The sequence below is a fragment of the Burkholderia gladioli genome (genome assembly GCF_000959725.1).
GTDB lineage: Bacteria > Pseudomonadota > Gammaproteobacteria > Burkholderiales > Burkholderiaceae > Burkholderia > Burkholderia gladioli.
Genome location: NZ_CP009322.1, coordinates 3,749,327 through 3,766,112, shown reverse-complemented (window position 1 = coordinate 3,766,112; position 16,786 = coordinate 3,749,327). Strand labels below are relative to the sequence as shown.

The 16,786-nt window shown below is 71.3% G+C and carries 12 protein-coding genes; all 12 read right to left on the bottom strand.

Annotated elements, in window-relative coordinates:
* Positions 1 to 3 precede the first annotated feature (3 nt).
* The 12 genes from BM43_RS16190 to BM43_RS16130 all read right to left on the bottom strand — a co-directional run bounded on the left by BM43_RS16190 (position 4) and on the right by BM43_RS16130 (position 16,746).
* Positions 4 to 726 (bottom strand): PP2C family protein-serine/threonine phosphatase, encoded by a 723-nt coding sequence (locus BM43_RS16190; RefSeq protein WP_036054676.1) that lies wholly within the window; start codon positions 724 to 726, stop codon positions 4 to 6.
* Positions 723 to 2,360 carry a type VI secretion system-associated protein TagF gene (gene tagF, locus BM43_RS16185; RefSeq protein ID WP_036054677.1) on the bottom strand — a complete coding sequence of 546 codons (1,638 nt, stop codon included), beginning with the start codon at positions 2,358 to 2,360 and terminating at the stop codon, positions 723 to 725. Before tagF ends, BM43_RS16190 begins: the two co-directional genes overlap by 4 nt.
* Complete coding sequence (tssM, locus tag BM43_RS16180; protein ID WP_042284747.1) at positions 2,357 to 5,953, bottom strand: type VI secretion system membrane subunit TssM; 3,597 nt, start codon at positions 5,951 to 5,953, stop codon at positions 2,357 to 2,359. Before tssM ends, tagF begins: the two co-directional genes overlap by 4 nt.
* Before the next feature lie 4 nt (positions 5,954 to 5,957).
* Positions 5,958 to 7,367 carry a type IVB secretion system protein IcmH/DotU gene (gene icmH / locus BM43_RS16175; RefSeq protein WP_036054678.1) on the bottom strand — a complete coding sequence of 470 codons (1,410 nt, stop codon included), beginning with the start codon at positions 7,365 to 7,367 and terminating at the stop codon, positions 5,958 to 5,960.
* Positions 7,364 to 8,701 (bottom strand): type VI secretion system baseplate subunit TssK, encoded by a 1,338-nt coding sequence (gene tssK, locus BM43_RS16170; protein WP_036033054.1) that lies wholly within the window; start codon positions 8,699 to 8,701, stop codon positions 7,364 to 7,366. Before tssK ends, icmH begins: the two co-directional genes overlap by 4 nt.
* Before the next feature lie 68 nt (positions 8,702 to 8,769).
* Positions 8,770 to 10,851: a type VI secretion system-associated FHA domain protein TagH gene (gene tagH / locus BM43_RS37555; protein WP_052409142.1), complete on the bottom strand. Its 2,082-nt coding sequence runs from the start codon at positions 10,849 to 10,851 to the stop codon at positions 8,770 to 8,772.
* On the bottom strand, positions 10,848 to 11,396 hold the full coding sequence (locus BM43_RS16155; RefSeq protein WP_036054680.1) for a DUF6931 family protein: 549 nt from the start codon (positions 11,394 to 11,396) through the stop codon (positions 10,848 to 10,850). The genes tagH and BM43_RS16155 overlap by 4 nt, the downstream gene beginning before the upstream one ends.
* On the bottom strand, positions 11,393 to 13,279 hold the full coding sequence (gene tssI, locus BM43_RS16150) for a type VI secretion system tip protein TssI/VgrG (protein ID WP_036054681.1): 1,887 nt from the start codon (positions 13,277 to 13,279) through the stop codon (positions 11,393 to 11,395). Before tssI ends, BM43_RS16155 begins: the two co-directional genes overlap by 4 nt.
* Positions 13,280 to 13,316: 37 nt before the next feature.
* A complete protein-coding gene (locus tag BM43_RS16145) occupies positions 13,317 to 13,538 on the bottom strand; it encodes a hypothetical protein (RefSeq protein ID WP_036054682.1) in 222 nt (73 codons plus the stop codon).
* A 197-nt stretch (positions 13,539 to 13,735) separates the two neighbouring features.
* The gene (locus BM43_RS16140) at positions 13,736 to 15,070 is read right to left on the bottom strand and encodes a tetratricopeptide repeat protein (RefSeq protein ID WP_036054684.1); all 1,335 of its coding nucleotides are present in this window, start codon (positions 15,068 to 15,070) and stop codon (positions 13,736 to 13,738) included.
* The gene (locus BM43_RS16135) at positions 15,067 to 15,714 is read right to left on the bottom strand and encodes a hypothetical protein (RefSeq protein ID WP_036054686.1); all 648 of its coding nucleotides are present in this window, start codon (positions 15,712 to 15,714) and stop codon (positions 15,067 to 15,069) included. Before BM43_RS16135 ends, BM43_RS16140 begins: the two co-directional genes overlap by 4 nt.
* A gap of 33 nt (positions 15,715 to 15,747) precedes the next feature.
* Positions 15,748 to 16,746 (bottom strand): TcdA/TcdB catalytic glycosyltransferase domain-containing protein, encoded by a 999-nt coding sequence (locus tag BM43_RS16130; RefSeq protein ID WP_036054687.1) that lies wholly within the window; start codon positions 16,744 to 16,746, stop codon positions 15,748 to 15,750.
* Positions 16,747 to 16,786 lie beyond the last annotated feature (40 nt).

Below are 16,786 nucleotides of genomic sequence, written 5' to 3'. Positions count from 1 at the left end.
CTTTCACGGAGCTTCGAGCCGCACGATCACGGCGGAGATGTTGTCGCGCGCGCGGCGCGACATCGACAGTTCGAACAGGCGATCGACGCGCTGCCGGGGCGTGGCCGGCTCGCCGAACAGCACGGCGAGTTCCTCGTCGCCGAGTTCCTTGTTGACGCCGTCCGAGCAGAGCAGGAATTCGGTGCCGGCTCGGCTGCCGGCCACGGCCCAGTCGAGGAACAGCACGTCCTCCACGCCGACCGCGCGCGTGAGCACGCCGGCGCCGGCCGAGGGCGGCGCCGGCAGGCCGCGTACATGGGTGATGTCGACCGGCTGGCCGTGCACATGGTCGCGCGTGAGCTGGGCGAAGCCGCCTTGCTCGCCGACGTAGACGCGGCTGTCGCCGACCCAGCCGCACAGCACGAAGGCCGGATCGTGGATCAGCAGCGCGACGGTCGAGCCGATCACGTCGACCTGCCGCGCGAGCGCCTCGGCGCGCAGCTCGAGATTGACCTGCTGCAGCGCCTCCTCGACCGCGATCGCGAATTCATGGATGTCGCCGTCGCGGGTGAGCGCGCCGAGCCGCTCGACGATCAGCGCGCTGGCGTAGTCGCCCGCCGCGTGGCCGCCCAGGCCGTCAGCCACCACCCACAGGCCGAGGTCGTCGCGCACCAGGATCGCGTCCTCGTTGCGACGGCGCACCTTGCCGGTCTCGGTATGGCCGGCGGAAACATAGGAATGGGTCATGCCTGCACCTCCACTACCGCGAGCGGCCAGCCGGCCGAGGCGCTGGCGAGGCCGGCGTGCGCGGCCAGCGCCTCGCGCGCCGCCTCGCAGCCCGGCAGCGCCAGCGCGGCGGCCAGCGCCTCGCGCGGCAATTGCGTCATGGCGCGCGTGACCAGCAGCAGCAGCCGGTCGCCCGGCGCGAGACGGATCGCGACCGATTCGCAGTCGGGTTCGCCGGCCGCGCCGATGCCGGGCATGTCGAGCCAGGCGTCGCCGAACAGCAGGTCGTCGAATTCGCCGCCGGCGCCGGCCGCGCGCTCGACGAAGGGCGCACTCAGCACGCCTTGCCGCCAATGCCAGACGGCGGCGGCGCCGAAGCGCTGCACCAGGGCCGTGGCACCGTCGAAGCGGGCCACCAGCGCGGCGCCGTTCTCCCGCGTCGCGCCGCCCTCGCGCAGGCGCGCGTGCACGCCCAGCAGCGCGGCGCGGATCGCCTCGGGGGCGGCGGCACCGGCGGCCGCCGCTTCGCGGATCGCACGCGCCGCCAGGCGGCGCGTGCCGTCGGGCGGCATGTCGTCGGCGCTGAGCACCAGGGTTCGGCCGTCGTCGAGCCAGATCGCGGCGCTGTCGGATCCATGCTCGGCGCCATGATCCGCATCGAGCGGGGCCGCCTTGCCTGGTACCGCATCCGCGGCGAACGGCGCCTCGATCGCCTGCGCGCCGATCGCACCATCGGCCGGCGCTTCGGCGTGCGCGCGCGGCAAGCCAAGCTGCCTCAAGGCACCCGGCCGGACCCTCTCGACGGTGGCGTCGTCATCGTCGAGCCAGTCCTCGTGGATCGTCGCGGGCGCAACGGCAGCCGGCGCCGCGGGTGCCGTCGGCGCCCAGGCTTCGGCGGCGACGGCATTCGCCAGCCCCGGCACAGCACCGAACGCATCGAACGCATCGACGATGTCGTCGGCGATCCCGCCCGTGCGCGCCACGCTTGCGGCCTCGCCCGGCGCCGCCGCGTCGAGCAGCGCCGCGTAACTGCGCGGCAGGCCGCGCGTCGCGAACAGGCGCGTGGCGTTGCCGGTCCACCACAGGCACCAGGGCCCGGGGCGCAGGCACAGCTGGCGCCAGGCCTCGGTCAGCATCACGCCGGCGGCGGCCGCGCCCGACATGTCGAGCCGCCATTGCCCGCTGTCCCAGGGCAGCCCGCGCCACAGCGCCGAGAGGTCGCCCGCCTCGGCCAGCGGCCGCGGCAGCACGGCCACCCGCGCGTCGAAGGTCTCGACGCTGGCGGCCTCGCGCTGCGCCTGGCGCCAGACGCGTTCGAGCGCGTCGAACCAGTCGCTGTTGCCGAGGATGCGCGCCACGTCGCCCGTGCAGGGCGCGGCCAGCACCATCGGGAAGGCGCGGCCGAGCCGGTCGACCGCGGGCCCGGTCAGGCCGCACCAGGCGCCGCTGCCGCACACCTGCGGCGGCAGCACGAAGCGCCAGGCCGGGCCGTTGCGCCAGACCTGGTCCCAGCGTTCGCCGAGCTCGCGCCGGCCGGTCTCGACCGCGCGCTGGAAATGCCGATCCCAGGCCTCGATGAAATCGACCGGCAGGCGCCGCTTCACGAAATCGCCGGCGCCCGGCAGCTTGCCGTAGAACCCCACGCCGCCGCTCATCGCGGGCACCTGAAGCGACGCACCGCGTCATTGAGGAAGGGATTGCGCAGGCTGGCGGGCTGGATCGTCAGCTTCACGGGATGGCCGGCGAAGTCGTAGCTGGCCGTGAAGCGCAGCTCGCCCTCCTTCTGCAGGCGCCCCGCGTCGAGCGCATGGAACAGCGACCAGTCGCCGTCGAACTTGTAGGGCGTGCCGACCGGGTGGTTCGAGCCGTCGAAGGCGCTGATCACCACATGGCCGGGCTGCGGGCCGGGCCAGCTCATCGAGCTGGAGGCCACGCTGGCGGCATTGGCGGTGAAGTCGTACTTCTGGCCGTCCACCTCCACCACCACGCGCGCGATCGCGGTGTCGAACTGCGGCGCGAGCAGGGTGAAGCCCACATGCACCTGGGCGCCGCCGCCGAAGTAGAGCTGGCGGATCTCGTCGGCCAGTTGCGCGCCGGCCAGCACGCCGTTCGGGCCCGGCGGCATGTTCGGCTTCCAGCGCCAGGCGCTGCCGCCGGTGTCGACGCGCGCGGCCAGCGCCGACTTGAAGAAGGCGTCGAAGCGACCGCCGCCGCCGAACAGCTCGGTGAAGTTCTGCAGGGGGATGTCGGTGGCGCCGCCCGAGGCGAACGGGTAGCGGCCGTCGACGAAGCTCGCGCAGTCGTTGCCGGCCGCCGCGCGGAACTGGTCGGCCAGCGCGGCGCTGCCGCCGCTGGCCACCAGGTCGGCGCTCTTGCCGGTCAGGCCCGAGATCAGCCCCGCCACCTGCGGCGGCAGTTGCTGCGCTTCCTGGCGCGCCGACAGCAGGGCCGGGTTGTTCTGCGCGCTCGGGTCGCTGAGGTCGTTCATGGTCAGCAGGGTCTTGCCGAGCTGGTCGAGCACGCCGATCGTGTGATCGAGCGGCGTGGCGCCGGGCGAACCCAGGCTCAGCTGGTCGATCTGCGCGAAATGCGCCTCGATCGCCGCGCCCGGCTGGCTGCCGGCGTCCTGGCCGCCGCCGTTGTTGCGCGAGGCCAGCGTCACGCCATAGGGCAGCGGCGCGCCGGCCGTGCGCAGCTCGCCGGCCAGCCTGGTGTTCAGCGCGCGGCGCGCGGCGATGTTCTCGCCGATGGTCTTGGCCTGGTCGCCCACCTCGGTGCCCGATACGCCCGCCACGCCGCTCGCCCCGTTGGCGCCGGCCGGCCCGCTGCGCAGCAGGTCGCTGGTGTTGTCGCGCACCAGGTTCAGCAGCGCCTTGAGCGGCGAGCTCGGCCCCGACAGCTTCGCGGCCAGCGCGCTGGCATCCTGGATGCTGACCACCGGCTGCAGCTGCAGATCGCCGAGCAGGCCGTCCCAGTTGCGGATGTAGTCCTGCTCGTAGAGCGTGAGCACCTGTTGCGCGTAACGCGAGCGCGCCAGCGGATCGACGCGTCCCGTGTCGAACACCCAGTAGTCCTTGACGAAGCCGTCCACCGAGCGATCGAGCCCGCCGTTCACCTCGTAGGCGAAATACGGCCGCGTGAACAGCACCGGCAGCGGCTGCGCGAGCTGCGTGCCGCTCTTGCGACGGAACACGTTGCCGAGCAGGCCCAGCGATTCGTCGAGCCGCACCGGCGAGACGCCGGAGCGATCGGCGTCGAGCTTGACGCTGCCGTAGATCAGCGTGGCGAGGTCGGCCGTCTTCAGCGTGGCGCGGGCCTGGTCCACCAGGCCGCTGTCGAGCGACAGCGCGCGCGGCTTCTGCGGATCCTCGACGCGCGCCGTGAAGTGCTTGTCGAGCGCCTTGCGGATCGCCGGATCGTCGGGGAACAGGCGCTGCCATTCCTGGCGCGCCAGCGCGGCCAGCTCGTCGGGCACCAGGTGCTGCGGCTCGCCGAGCATCAGGTAGCCCTTCAGGTAGCCGTACAGCGTCTGCGGATCGTTGGCGCTGTCGGTCAGCCCCTCGCGGAAACGCAGGCCGACGCCGGGCAGCAGGGTGCCGTCGAGCTCGCGCAGGTAGGCGCCATGCGCCTGCGCATAGAGCGCCCGGCCCTGGAACAGCCCGAAGCGCATCAGCAGCGGCACATGATCGCGATAGCGGCCCGCCGAATCCTGCGTGTCCGAGATCACCTCCAGCCGCGCCAGCGCGCGCGCGAAATAGCTGCGCAAGTCGGGCTGCCCGGCCAGCGTATCGGCGCCGGGCAGGTCCTTCAGGCTGTCCTGCACCTCGGCCACGTAGGCGCGGTTGCGCGCGTAGCTGGTGGCGAAGCCGGCCACCATCAGCACCGTGAACAGGGTGATGCCGGCATAGGCGGCGATCTGGACCAGCAGCTTCTGGCGCTCCAGGCGCGGGTTGGTGCCGGCCAGGCCCGATTCGCGGAACAGCACCTCCTTGAGCAGGCGCTCGACGAAGAAGGTGCGGCGCTGGCTGGTGCCGGGCTGCACGCGCGCGGCATCGACGCCGAAGGTGCGCGCCACCGCGCCGAGCATGCGATCGATCGGCGCGCCTTCCTGCGTGCCCGAGCTGAGGTAGGCGCCGCGCAGCAGCGGCGGCGTGCCGTATTCGTTGCGCCCGAAGGTGCCTTCCACGAACTGCCGCGCGATCTCGCGGAACGCGCCGAGTTGCTGCGGGAAGCTCAGCACGGCGGCGCGCCGGCCGCGATCGCGCTCGGCGTGCAGGCGCTCGATCAGGCGCGTGTTGAGGCGCTCCAGCAGCAGGTCGTATTCGCCCGCGAAGCGGCTGCAGGCGCTGCCGTCGAGGCTGGCCTCGAGCGGGAAGGTCATGCCCCAGACCTGGGCGCGCAGCTCGGGGCCGAGGTCGTCGAAGAACTCGCCGAAGCCCGCCACCAGGTCGCTCTTGGTGAACACCAGGTAGACCGGCACCGGCACCTTCAGGTATTGCGTGAGTTCGTCCAGGCGCCGGCGCACGGCGCGCATGTGCTGCTGGCGCGCGGTCTCGTCGAAGCTCAGCAGGTCCGACACGCTCATCGTCACGATCACGCCGTTCAGCGGCCGGCGGCGGCGATAGCGGCGCAGCAGGGTCAGGAAGGCCTGCCAGGCCGAGGCGTCGGCGGCCGCGTCGGAATCCTGCGTGGTGTAGCGGCCGGCGGTGTCGAGGAACACGGCCTCGTCGGTGAACCACCAGTCGCAGTCGCGCGTGCCGCCGATGCCGCGCAGTGCCTTGTTGCCGAAGCGCTCGGACAGCGGGAAATCGAGCCCGGAATTCTGCAGCAGGGTGCTCTTGCCCGAGCCCGGCGGCCCGATCACCACGTACCAGGGCAGCGCGTAGAGATTGCGGCCGTTGCGGCGCGTGCGGCGCAGCGTGTCGATCGCCTCGCGAAAGCGCTGCTGCAAGGCGGCGCGCTCGGCGCTGCCCGGCTCCTCGGCGGCCAGCTTGGCCTCCTGCCCGGCCAGCTCGCCGGACAGGCGCGCGGTCTTGCGCTGGGCGCGCCACTGCAGCACCAGCAGCACCACCAGCCAGGCCAGCAGCAGCGCGAGGATCAGCGCCAGGCGCGCGGCGGGGCTGGCCAGCGGCTGGCGATCGCCGAGGCCGAGATAGGGGCCGCCGAGCCAGATCAGCACGGCGATCAGCGCGAGGCCGACCGCCGAGGCGAACCACCGGGACCGCACCCAGGTTTTCAGCAGGTTCATGGGTTCAGTTCTCCGGGATGTAGAGGATTTCCACGCGGCGATTGCGTGCCCGGTTCTCCGGCAGGCTCGGCGGCGTGGCGATCGGCTGCGAGGAGCCGGCGCCGTTCGCTTCCAGGCGGCGCGGATCGTCCAGGCCCTGGGCCAGGATCGCCAGCGTGTTCTGGGCGCGCGCCGTGGACAGCGCGAAGTTGTCCTTGAACTTCAGCGAGCGGATCGGCTGGTCGTCGGTATGGCCGACCACGATCACGCGGCCCTTCACCTGGTTCAGCGCGGCCGCCACCTGGCGCAGCAGCGGTATCTCGGCCGGCGCGATGTCGGCGCCGCCCGAGGGGAACAGCAGGCCCGCGGCCAGGCGCACCGTGGCGCGGCCGTCGGGCTGCTCGTCGACGGCCAGCGCGCCGGCCTGCTCGAGCGGCGCGAGCAGCGACTTCAGGCTCTTGCCGGCCGGCTTGGGCGCGGCGTTGGCCTGCGGCGGCGGCACGTTCTGCAGGCCGATCGCGGCAAGCTGCGCGCTGACCGGTTCCACCAGGCCGTTCAGGCGCGTGAAGAAGTAGAGGAAGCTGGCCAGCAGGATCACCGCCGCGGCGGCCATCGCCACCCACAGCGGCACGTGGCGCATCACCGGATTGCGGCGATCCTCCACGCCGCGCCAGTGCGGCGCGAGCTCGGCGGCCGGCGCCTCGCGCAGGCCGCGGATGCGGCGATACAGGTCGTCCTGGATGTCGGCCAGGCGCCCCAGGCCGCCCGGCTCGACCAGGTAGCGCCCGCCGAAGCCGAGCGCCAGGCAGATGTACATCAGCTCGATCAGGTCGAGATGACGCGAGAAGTCGACGCTCAGGCGATCGAGGATCTGGAAGAACTTCGCGCCGCCGTAGGTCTCGCCGTGGAAGGTGACCAGCAGGGTCTTCTGCGCCCAGCCGCTCAGCTCGCCCCAGGGCGCGTTGTTGACGGACTCGTCGAGCATGGTGCAGAGCACGTAGCGCGCGGCCATGATGGTCTGGGTGTTGATGCCGGCGCCCTGCGCGTAGCTCTCGAAGCTGTGCACCTGGGCCACCGCCTGCTCGCGCAGGCGCGCCACGTCGGCCGGCGGCGCGACGCTGTGGCGAAGCTGCACGGTCAGCAGCAGCAGCGGATTGGCCGCGCGCACCAGCGGATTGGCCACGCCGCTCATGAAGTCGCCGAGCTCGGCGCGCAGCGCGGGGCGCGGGGCGGAACGCGCGCCGCCCGGCCCGGCCGCCGCCGCATAAGCGCCGCCGGAGATCACCGTCGCGCCGGCATCGGCGCCGGTCGCGCGCGGCGCCATGATGCGGGTCGCGTCGTCGGCGCCGGAACCCGAGCCGCTGCTGCCTTGCGGGCGCAGCACGGTGGCGTCGACGCGCGACGCGCGATCGTCCCTGCGATTGTCTTCGCTCATGTGCGCACCGCCCAGAATTGCAGGTCGAGGCCCGCGAAGCCGCTGCCGAAGTGCATGGCGATGCCGCCCGAGGTCTTCAGCATCCGCCACATCGACGAATTGCGGTCGCATTCGAAGTAGAGGAAGCCGGAGGTGTAAGGCAGTTGGCGCGGGGCGACGGCCATCGGCGAGACGCCGATGCCGGGCAGTTGCAGGTTGACCAGGTCGCGGATCTTCTCGACCGGGCCGATCTTCGACTGCGTCGGCAATTGCCGGCGCATGTCCTCTGCCTTCATGTCGGCCTTGGCGGCCAGCACGAAGGTGGCGGTGTCGAGCAGCGTGAGGTCGGGCACCACGCCCACCCACACGCCGTACTTGCGCTGCTGCAGCGGGATCGGCACGGCGCTCTGCTCGAGCACCGCGCTCAGCGCGATGCGCAGCGCCACGATCACCGGCTCGAAGCTCTCGCGCAGCATCTCGTGGCGGTACGGTGGGAAGGCCTGCGCGCGCTTGCCCGGCGCCGTGAAGGTGGCCAGCTCGCCGGCCAGCTCGATCAGCAACTGGTAGAGCGCCTCGGGATGCAGCAGCGGCGCGGCGGCCAGGTGCGCCACCAGCGGCTGGTAGCGGTTGATCACCTGCAGCATCAGGAAGTCGGCGATCTCGGCCGCGCCGCCGCGATCGGTCTCGGCCACGCGCCCGGCCAGCGCCTCGCCGCGCTGGTGCAGCAGGCCCAGCAGCTCGGAGAGGAAGGTCACCAGCCGCGCGGCCGCCTCGGTGTTCAGCGCGCTGGGCATGAAGCCCTCGTCGAGCACCACGCGGCGATCGGCACGGCACTCCACCACGCGCGCCACCGGAATCCGCATCAGGCCCTCGGTGGGCTGCGCCTCGGGCACCAGGCGCGCGCTCATGCCGGCCACCTCCAGCGCGGTCAGCCCTTCCATGCTGCCCGAGGCGTCGCGCACCTCGGCCTCGCGCACCCGGTAGCGATACAACTGGTCGCCATCGGCGCCGGGCCAGGCGCTGTCGGGCTGGGTGGCCGAGCGCAGCGGCAAGGTCAGGTGCACCACCTGGTCGCGCCAGTTCGATTCGATGTCCAGCGGCGGCGGCAGCGGATCGTCGCCGGGCATCGCGAACGGCGTGCCGTCGGGGAACACGCCGCGCGCGCGCTTGATGCCGAGCTTGCCGATCGCGAGCAGGTCGCTCTCCAGCTCGAGCTCCTGGAAGCCCCACGCGTGCGGACGCAGCGCGCCGGCGCGCAGCTCCACGTAGCGCTCCAGGTAGCGCTCCTGCTGCTGCATGTGCTGGGGCCGCAGGAACAGGCCCTCGCTCCATACCACTTTATTGCTCTGGGTCATATCGGATCGTCGATCAAGAGTTCTTCATGTCGGGCGCGTCGCGTAGCGCGGCGGCAAGCCGGTTCGTCTCAGGGGCGGCGCTGCTTCAGGCGCGCCAGTTGTTCCTCGTAGGCGCGCGCGAATTCGTCGCCGAACAGGCGCCGGAAGCATTCGTCGGGATTGCGCGTGAGCGCCTCGAACTGCTCCTTGTAGCGCTCCCAGTGGCGCGGGCGGTTGCCGCCCAGCGAGAGCCGCCGCCCGCCGCCTTCGGACTCCTGCTCGATGCGCGCCGGATCGAACTGCGCGAGCAGGGACTCGAAGGCCGAGCGCACGCCGGCCAGCATCGCCATCTGGTGGTTGCGGATGTCGTCGGCCGCGTCGGCCAGCGCCGCGCTGCCGGCCAGGAAGCCGCTGTCGGGCGGCGCGAGCAGGCGACGCACGGCCTCGCGCGCGGTGGGCGCGAACTTCAGCGGGTTGTTCTCGGAGCGCTGGATCAGCGTGGCCGGCAGGCGGAAGCTGTTCTTCAGCTCGGCGCGCGCGCGCAGCACGTCCATCATCGCGTCGACGGCGATCTCGAACATCGCCGTGAGTTCGGCGCTGGCGGGTTCGGCGGGCGAGGCGGCCGGCGAGCGGGCCGGGGCTTCGGCCGCGCCGAAGGCCACCGGCCGCGCCACCGGCGCCGCCGATTCCACGGCGGTGACCGGGGCACGCGCGGACGGCGCGGCGTCGGCAGCCGGGGCTCGCGCGGCGGACGGGGCGGACGGGGCGGCCTGATCGCGCGCGGCCGGGTTGCCCGGCGCGAGCGGCGGCGCCTCGGCGGCATGTGCCGGGATCGGCGCCAGCAGCGAATCGCCGTGCTGCGGCGCAGACGAGGGAAGCGCCGGCGCGGCATCGGCCGCGCGCGCCGGGATCAGGTCCAGCAGCGCATCGTCATGCTGCGGGGCGGCCGGCGCGACAGTCGCCGAGCGCGGCAGCGAGTCGTCCGGATGCGACGGCGACGGCACCGGCGCGGCACCCGTCGCGCGCGCCGGAATCGCGTCCGACGACGAATCGTCCTGATGCCGGACCGACGACGGCGACACCGCAGCAGCACCAGCCGCACGGGGCAAAATCGAACCCAGCAGCGAATCGTCCCGGTGCAAGGCCGACGGCGGAATCACCGGCGCGGCACCAGCCACACGCGCCGGAATCGAACCCGGCAGCGCGTCGCCCTGGTGCGAGGCGCTCGACTGCATCTCAGGCGCGGCCTCGGCGGCACGCAGCGGCGCGGGCGCCAGCAAGGAATCGTCCTCGCCCGAAGCGGCGGGCGGAATCGCCGGCGCGGCATTCGACGCGGGCGCGAGCAGCGAATCGTCCCACTGGCGAGCGGGCGGCGCGGCCGGCGGCGTGAAGCGGCTGCCGGTGGCGTCCCAATCGTCGGGCAGCAAGGCGCCGGCCAGGCGTGCGCCCGCCACCTGGGGCGGGCGGAACCGATCCGAGGGCGACGGCGTGTGGTTCCAGCCCTGGTCGGCCGGCACCGCGCCCGGCGCCTCGTCGTAATAGGACGAGGGAGCATCGAACAGCGCGAGCGGATCGAGACTCGAACCCGGCACGGCCGCATCGCGCGCGCCGGGGATCAGGCCGTCGGGACGGCCCGCATCGCCCTGCGCATCGAGCTGACGCGGCGAAAGCAGCGCGCCGAGATCGAGCGGCTCGCGGTTCTCGGCCGACGACGATGACGATGACGACGATGACGACAGCGCGGCCGCGCCGGCTGCCGGCACGGCCGGCGCCGGCGGAACCCGCGGCGTCGATGTCGAAACCGGTGCCGTCGGCGCGCGATCGGTCCGCGCCTGCCAGTTGCCGCCAGTCTCCCCGCCGAGCCGCACCGCGATCTCGAAGGTGTCGATCTGCAGGCGGTCGCCGTCGCGCAGCGCGGCCGGGTCGCCCTTGCGCAGCGGCGCGCCGTTCAGCAGCATGCCGTTGGTGCTGCGGTCCTCGACGAAGTAGAGCCCGTTCAGGTAGCGGATCAGCGCATGCAGCCGCGACACGCCCTCGGCGCCGAGCACCCAGTCGCAATCGTCGGCGCGGCCGATGCTGCCGTCGCGGCGGTCGAAGCGTTGCTCGCGCTGCGCGAGGCGCTCGGCGCGTTCACCCTGCACCGCCAGGGTCAGGCTCGGTTCGGTGCTCATCGAAGTCCTCCATCGGATCCGTTGGGCGTGCCGAGCAGGCCCAGCGCGTCGCGCACGTACGTCAGGCGTCGCGCGTCGAATCGCGCCGGCACCAGCGCGGCGAGGTAGTTGAGGGCGGCCATCGCCGCGATCGCGCACAGATGCGCGGGCGGCGGCGTGGGCTGCTCGGCACGCGGGTTCAGGTTGCCGCCGGTCCAGCCGGCGGCGGCCGCGGCCCAGGCGCCGATGCCGCGGTAGCGATGCTCGGCGGCGAAGGCCGCGGCGTCGGCACGACGCGCCTCGGCCGGGTCGCGCACCCAGGCCTCGGCCAGCGCGAGGCCGGCCTGGTCCGGCGCCGCGAGCGTCTCGCCGCGCCCGCACTGGCACACCCAGGCCACCGCGTAGCGATGCGGCAGCAGGCGCGCGAGCAGGCTCAGCGCATCGGCCGCGAGGCCCGCGTCGAGCAGCGCGCGCACCGCCGCGTGCGGGCTCATCGCCGCGTCCAGGCGCGCCATCGCGGGCGCGGGCAGGCGCATCTGGCGGGCGGCGTCGAGGATCGCGCTCACAGGATCATCGGCGCGCCGCCGCCCAGGACGGCCGTGGCCGTGCCGATCAACTGCAGGTTGGTCGACTGGATCAGGCAATCGGCCTCGGAGAGGATCTCCATCGCCGCGATCGAACTCATGTTCAGGTTCGCCTTGGAGTTGATCTCCATCGCGATGCCCGACATCAGGGTCACGTTCATCTCGCCGTTGATGGTCAGGTTGGTGCCCTGGATATCGATCTCGCCCGAGCTCTTCATGGTGATGCTGGCCAGCCCGGTGACCAGGCGGATCTGGTTGCCGGCCGTCAGCGTGTAGTTGTGGCCCACCTGCACGTCGTGGTCGTGCTCGGATTCCTCGCGCAGGTCCTTCTGCGCATGCACCAGCACCTGCTCGGCGCCCTTGCGGTCCTCGAAGCGGATCTCGTTGTAGTCCTCGCTGCCGCCGCCCTGGTGGCTGCGGCTCTTCACGCCGCTCTGGGTCTTGTTGTCGGGCAGGCTGTAGGGCGGCATGTTGTCGGCGTTGTAGACGCTGCCGATGATCAGCGGCCGGTCCGGATTGCCGTCCAGGAAGCTGACCACCACCTCCTGCCCGACGCGCGGAATGAACTGCGCGCCCCAGCGCTTGCCGGCCCACAGCTGGGCCACCCGCACCGGGCAGGAATTGTCGGCATGCGGCTTGCCGGGGCGGCTCCAGAAAAACGTCACCTGCACGCGGCCGTATTTGTCGACCGCGATGTCCTCGGGCGTGTCGCCATACACCACCGCCGTCTGCAGCCCGGCGATGCGCGGCCGCGGGGTGGTCTGCGCGGTACGGAACGGCTGGCGGCCGCGGATCGCCTTGAAGCTGCAACGAAACGGCTCCTCCTCGTCGTCGATGCCGCCGCCGCTCACGTAGTCGGGCTCGACCAGCCGGATCTCGGTCTCGGTGACGAGGTATTCCTGGTTCGCGTCGGCCAGCGGGAAATCCTTGAGGCGGAACAGCACGCCGGTGGCCAGGCCGCAGGCATCGGTGCTGCCCCGGCTGAGCAGCAGCGGCACGTTCAGCGCATCGGCGCGCACCTGCGCGTAACGCTGGCCGTCCGACTGCTTCTGGTCGTAGCCGACGTATTCGTAGGACCAGTCGTACACCTCCAGGCCGCCGACGCTGGTCGCGTCGGCCTGGTCGGTGAGTTCCTCGGAGGCCAGCAGCGAGGCCTTCGGCTTCAGGTAGTCGTAGTCGTCGAGCTGCACGCGCGTGGTGTTGACCTCGCGCGAGGTTTGCCAGTCGCTGATCGAGGCCTTCATGCGCTTGCCGCGCTCGGTGGGCGGCGCATAGGGGATCTGCTCGAAGCTCGGCACCGTGGTGTGCGCGCCGAGCGCGTCGGCCAGCACCATGGTGTGGCTGCCCTCGGCATGCGTGAAGAAGTAGTAGATGCCTTCCTGTTCCATCAGCCGGCTGATGAAGTCGAAATCGCTCTCGCGGTACTGCACGCAGTATTCGCGCGCCGGGTAGCTGCCGCTCAGGCTCGGCTTGACGTCGCTGTAGCCCACGTCGTTGAGCACCGACTGCACGATCTGCGGCACCGTCATGCCGCGATAGATGCGGCAGTCGCGACGGCGCGTCGAGAGCCAGGGCTTGGGCACCAGGGTGAAGCCATAGACCGCGTAGCGCACGCCGTCGATATTGACGAAGCCGCCCTGCTCCGCATCGCGCACGATGCCGTTGAAATAGCGCGTGTAGCCCTGCGGGCTCACCAGCTTGACCGTCATCGGCGTGCCGAGCAGCGCGCGCAGGTCGGCCGAGGCGTTCTTGCTGATCGCCTCGAGCCGGTAGGTGAACAGGCGGCCGAGCGCTTCCTCGGCGCTGAGGTTCGAGAACAGCAGGCTGCTGCCGAGATTGGAGCTGAGCGTGATTGCGTGAGCCATGACGTGATCTGCGTTTCCTCGTTAGGGGGCGGGTCGGCTAGGCATCGGGTTCGACGCGTTCGAGCGCGTGCGCGAGGCACGGCGGGCGGCACGACGGCAGGCGGCTGGCCGCCGCGGCACGCTCGGGATGGGCCGGGCCCGCATCCGGGCTCGCGTGCACGGCATCGCTGGCGGCCTCGCGCCGTTGCCGATGCGCGGCACGCGCGCGGCTCGACGCGTCCAGCGTCCTGCATCCCTTGTCAAATTCGTCTGCCTGCATCGTTCGCCCTCCCGTTCCTGCTGCTTGCATGATTCGCAGGCGCGATTTGCACGCCCTTCGACAAGCAGAACGCCCGGCCACCGCGATCTATTCCTTCATCGGCCAGGGAAAAAATTCGCGACGACAGACAGGGCGGTACGCCATGGCGCACGTTTTTGGTGCGCGCGATGACGAGGACGTGACGCGCGGCGGCCGGCTCAGTGCGCGCGGCGCGCGCGAACCACGCCGCCGTCGACCCAGCGGCCGGCTTCGCGGCGCAGGGCCTTGGCCTCGAAATGCACCTCGACGAAGCCGGCCCCGGCGAGCACGGCATCGAGGTAGGCGCGGCCGTGCCGATAACGGCCGCTCGGCGACAGCGCATGGCCGGCCGCCTCGCCGGGCAGGGTCTCGACGCTGAACGCGAAATGGCCGCCGGGGCGCAGGGCCGCGTGCGCGGCCGCGAGCAGCGCTTCCAGCGCGCCGAAATACACCAGCGTGTCGGCCGAGACGATCAGGTCCCAGCTTTGCGGATGCGCGTGCAGGAAGGCCGTCAGCTCGGCGTTGACGAGCCTGTCGTAGCCGCCGCGCCGGCGCGCCTGGTCGAGCATGCCTTCCGAGAGGTCGACGCCGCTCAGTTGTCTGGCATGAGCGCGCAATAGCGGCGCGCACAGGCCGGTGCCGCAGCCGGCGTCGAGGATGTCGAGCCCGGCGCCCTCGCCTTCATGCTTCGTCGCCAGCACCGGCGCGAGCACGTCGATCAACGCCTGCGGCGCGCGATAACCGAGGTTCTTCACCAGTTGCTCGTCGAAGCTGGCCGCGAAGCCGTCGAACAGCTCGCGCACGTAGTCGTCGCCGGCGCGCGCGGGCGCCTCGGCCGCGCCGCAGGCGGCCAGCATGTGGCGCGGGATCGGATTGTCCTGCTCGCGCGCGGCCCAGTCGCGATAGACGGCCGCCGCTTCCTCGATCCGCTCCAGGCCGTAAAGCGCCATGCCGAGCGCCTCGAGCACGCGCAGTTGGCCGGCATCGAGCGCGAAGGCGCCGCGAAAGTGCTCGACGGCCTGCTCGACGTCGGCGCGCTCGCGCGGATGGCTGCACAGGAAGCGGCCGAACTGGTAATGCCCGCGCGCATCGGCCGGCATCCTCGCGAGCCAGGCCTGGTAGGCTTCGCGTGCCTCATCCACGCGCTCCAGCGCCTCCAGCACGATGGCGAGATTGCCGAGCGCCTGCGGATGGTCCGGCGCCAGCGCGAGGGCGCGGCGATAGCAGGCCTCGGCCTCGACGTGGCGCGCGTGTTCCTTGTGGATGTTGCCGAGGTTGCAATGCGCGTCGGCATGCAGCGGCGTGAGCCTGAGCGCGCGGTCGAGCAGGATCACGGCCTCGTCGCCGCGGCCGCGCTGGTGCAGCAGCACGCCGAGGTAGTGCAGCGCGTCGGGATGCGCGGGCTGCAGCTTCAGCACGCGGCGGTAGAGCGGCTCGGCGGTGTCGAGCTGGCCGTCGCGGTGCGCCGTCATCGCCTGCTGCAACGACTGCGCGAGGCGCGCGGCGCCCTTCATGCCCGCCCCTCGCTCAGCAGCGCCTTCCAGTCGGTCGATAGCTTCGGGTCGTATTTGATCTTCTTCAGCGTCTTCAGGTCGAAGCGGATCGCCAGCAGCAGGTGGCGCACCTTGCCGGTCAGATCGCCCTTCACGAATTCGTTGATCTTGCCGCAGCGCGCGCGGCGCGCATCCTCGCTGTTCGGCGTGCCGGGCTGGCTCGACCCTTCCTTCACGTAGTTTTCCTGAGCCTGCTGGTCGACGCCGAGGTTGACCAGTTGCCGCCAGCGCACCATCACGTCCGCGTTGCTGACGCCCGTGGCCCAATCGACCACCTCGGCGCCGAAGCGCGTCGATTCCTCGCCGAAGCTGCGCGAGTTCGCATCGTTCGGAATCACGGGATGATCGTCCTGCGTGGCATGGAGCCATTTCATCTCGTCGCGATCCAGGATCTCGCGATAGATCGGATAGGAGGTGACGAAGCGCTTGCGCATCATTGCCTCGGCCTCGCTGGCCTTCTGCCGGGCAGCATCGGTATCGCCGCCCGCGCCGCCGATCAGGTTCATATCCTCCTTGCGCGCTGCTTCGTCGTAGCCGACCACGCTGTAGTAGACGCTGGCGATCACCTTGTCGAACGCATTGAAGACGTGGTTGCCCTTGGCCATGATGGTTTCCGTTCGGGTTGGATGTGCCTGGCCTTATTGCAGCCAGTCGTGGAAGTACTTGTCCTGCACGCAGTACATCGGGAAATACCAGTGATCGCGCATCTCCAGCTTGCGCTCGTCGCTGAACTGGGTGACCGCGTCGCCCGACTTCGGCGTGACCGTCGCGCTGCGCGCCGCCTCGAAGCCGCTGCTCTTGCTGGCCACGCTCGGACCGGTCATGCGGATCGTGCTGGTGCGCACGTCGTTGAAATACAAATCCTGCATCTGCTCGCTGGTACGCATCGAGGTGAAATTCGCGTTGATCAGCTGGCGATAGGACTTCAGGCCCTTGCAGCCGGCATGGCTGGCGATGATCGAATTGCTGACCGGCGGCGGCGTCTGGCCGGAGAAATTGCGGGCCCACCAGCTATCGTCCTTCCATTCGCTCTCCGAGATGCCGTTCCGCCACAGATGGCTGACGGCCGAGAAGCGCGGATAGGACTGGTGGCAGATCAGCGAGCCCAGCGGCGCCACGCAGTCGACGTCGGTATCGACATAGAGGCCGCCTTCCTGGAGCAGGATCTCGATACGCAGCACGTCGCTCGCCGCGCCGAAGTTCGCGCCGCGATCGACCAGTTCCCGCTGGTAGATCGCCGCGTTCTTGCCCATCTTCAGGTCGCGCTGCACCTCGCGCAGCTTGATGCCGTTGGTCGCGCAGAAACTCGCGATCGCGTTGACCTGGGCCAGGCGCTTGCCGCGCAGCACCTCGCCGCGCTGGTTGAAGTGCATCGCCAGGTACTGGATGGTGGCGGTATCGCCGCCGGCGCCGAGATTCCCGGCCATCGCCTTCCAGTCGTCGGGCGTGGCGGTGCCGCCGAGCTGCTCCTTGACCACGCTGCGGCGCTCGCCGGTCAGCAGCTGGTTGGCGTCGAACCACAGATTGACGGTCCAGTCGGGGTTCTGGCGCACGAACGTCTGGATGCAGGCGCGATTGCGCGCCGGGATGTCGCCGCCGATCCAGATGATGTGGACCTGCTTGGGGATAGCCTTCACGTCGAAACTCCTGGTACGGGCTGGCGGCGGACCGAATCCA

Coding starts and splice junctions, on each gene's coding strand:
- BM43_RS16135 (WP_036054686.1), bottom strand. CDS start 15,714: ATGGCCAAGGGCAACCACGTCTTCAATGCGTTCGACAAGGTGATCGCC.
- tssI (WP_036054681.1), bottom strand. CDS start 13,279: ATGGCTCACGCAATCACGCTCAGCTCCAATCTCGGCAGCAGCCTGCTG.
- BM43_RS16190 (WP_036054676.1), bottom strand. CDS start 726: ATGACCCATTCCTATGTTTCCGCCGGCCATACCGAGACCGGCAAGGTG.
- tagH (WP_052409142.1), bottom strand. CDS start 10,851: ATGAGCACCGAACCGAGCCTGACCCTGGCGGTGCAGGGTGAACGCGCC.
- tssK (WP_036033054.1), bottom strand. CDS start 8,701: ATGACCCAGAGCAATAAAGTGGTATGGAGCGAGGGCCTGTTCCTGCGG.
- BM43_RS16140 (WP_036054684.1), bottom strand. CDS start 15,070: ATGAAGGGCGCCGCGCGCCTCGCGCAGTCGTTGCAGCAGGCGATGACG.
- tagF (WP_036054677.1), bottom strand. CDS start 2,360: ATGAGCGGCGGCGTGGGGTTCTACGGCAAGCTGCCGGGCGCCGGCGAT.
- tssM (WP_042284747.1), bottom strand. CDS start 5,953: ATGAACCTGCTGAAAACCTGGGTGCGGTCCCGGTGGTTCGCCTCGGCG.
- icmH (WP_036054678.1), bottom strand. CDS start 7,367: ATGAGCGAAGACAATCGCAGGGACGATCGCGCGTCGCGCGTCGACGCC.
- BM43_RS16145 (WP_036054682.1), bottom strand. CDS start 13,538: ATGCAGGCAGACGAATTTGACAAGGGATGCAGGACGCTGGACGCGTCG.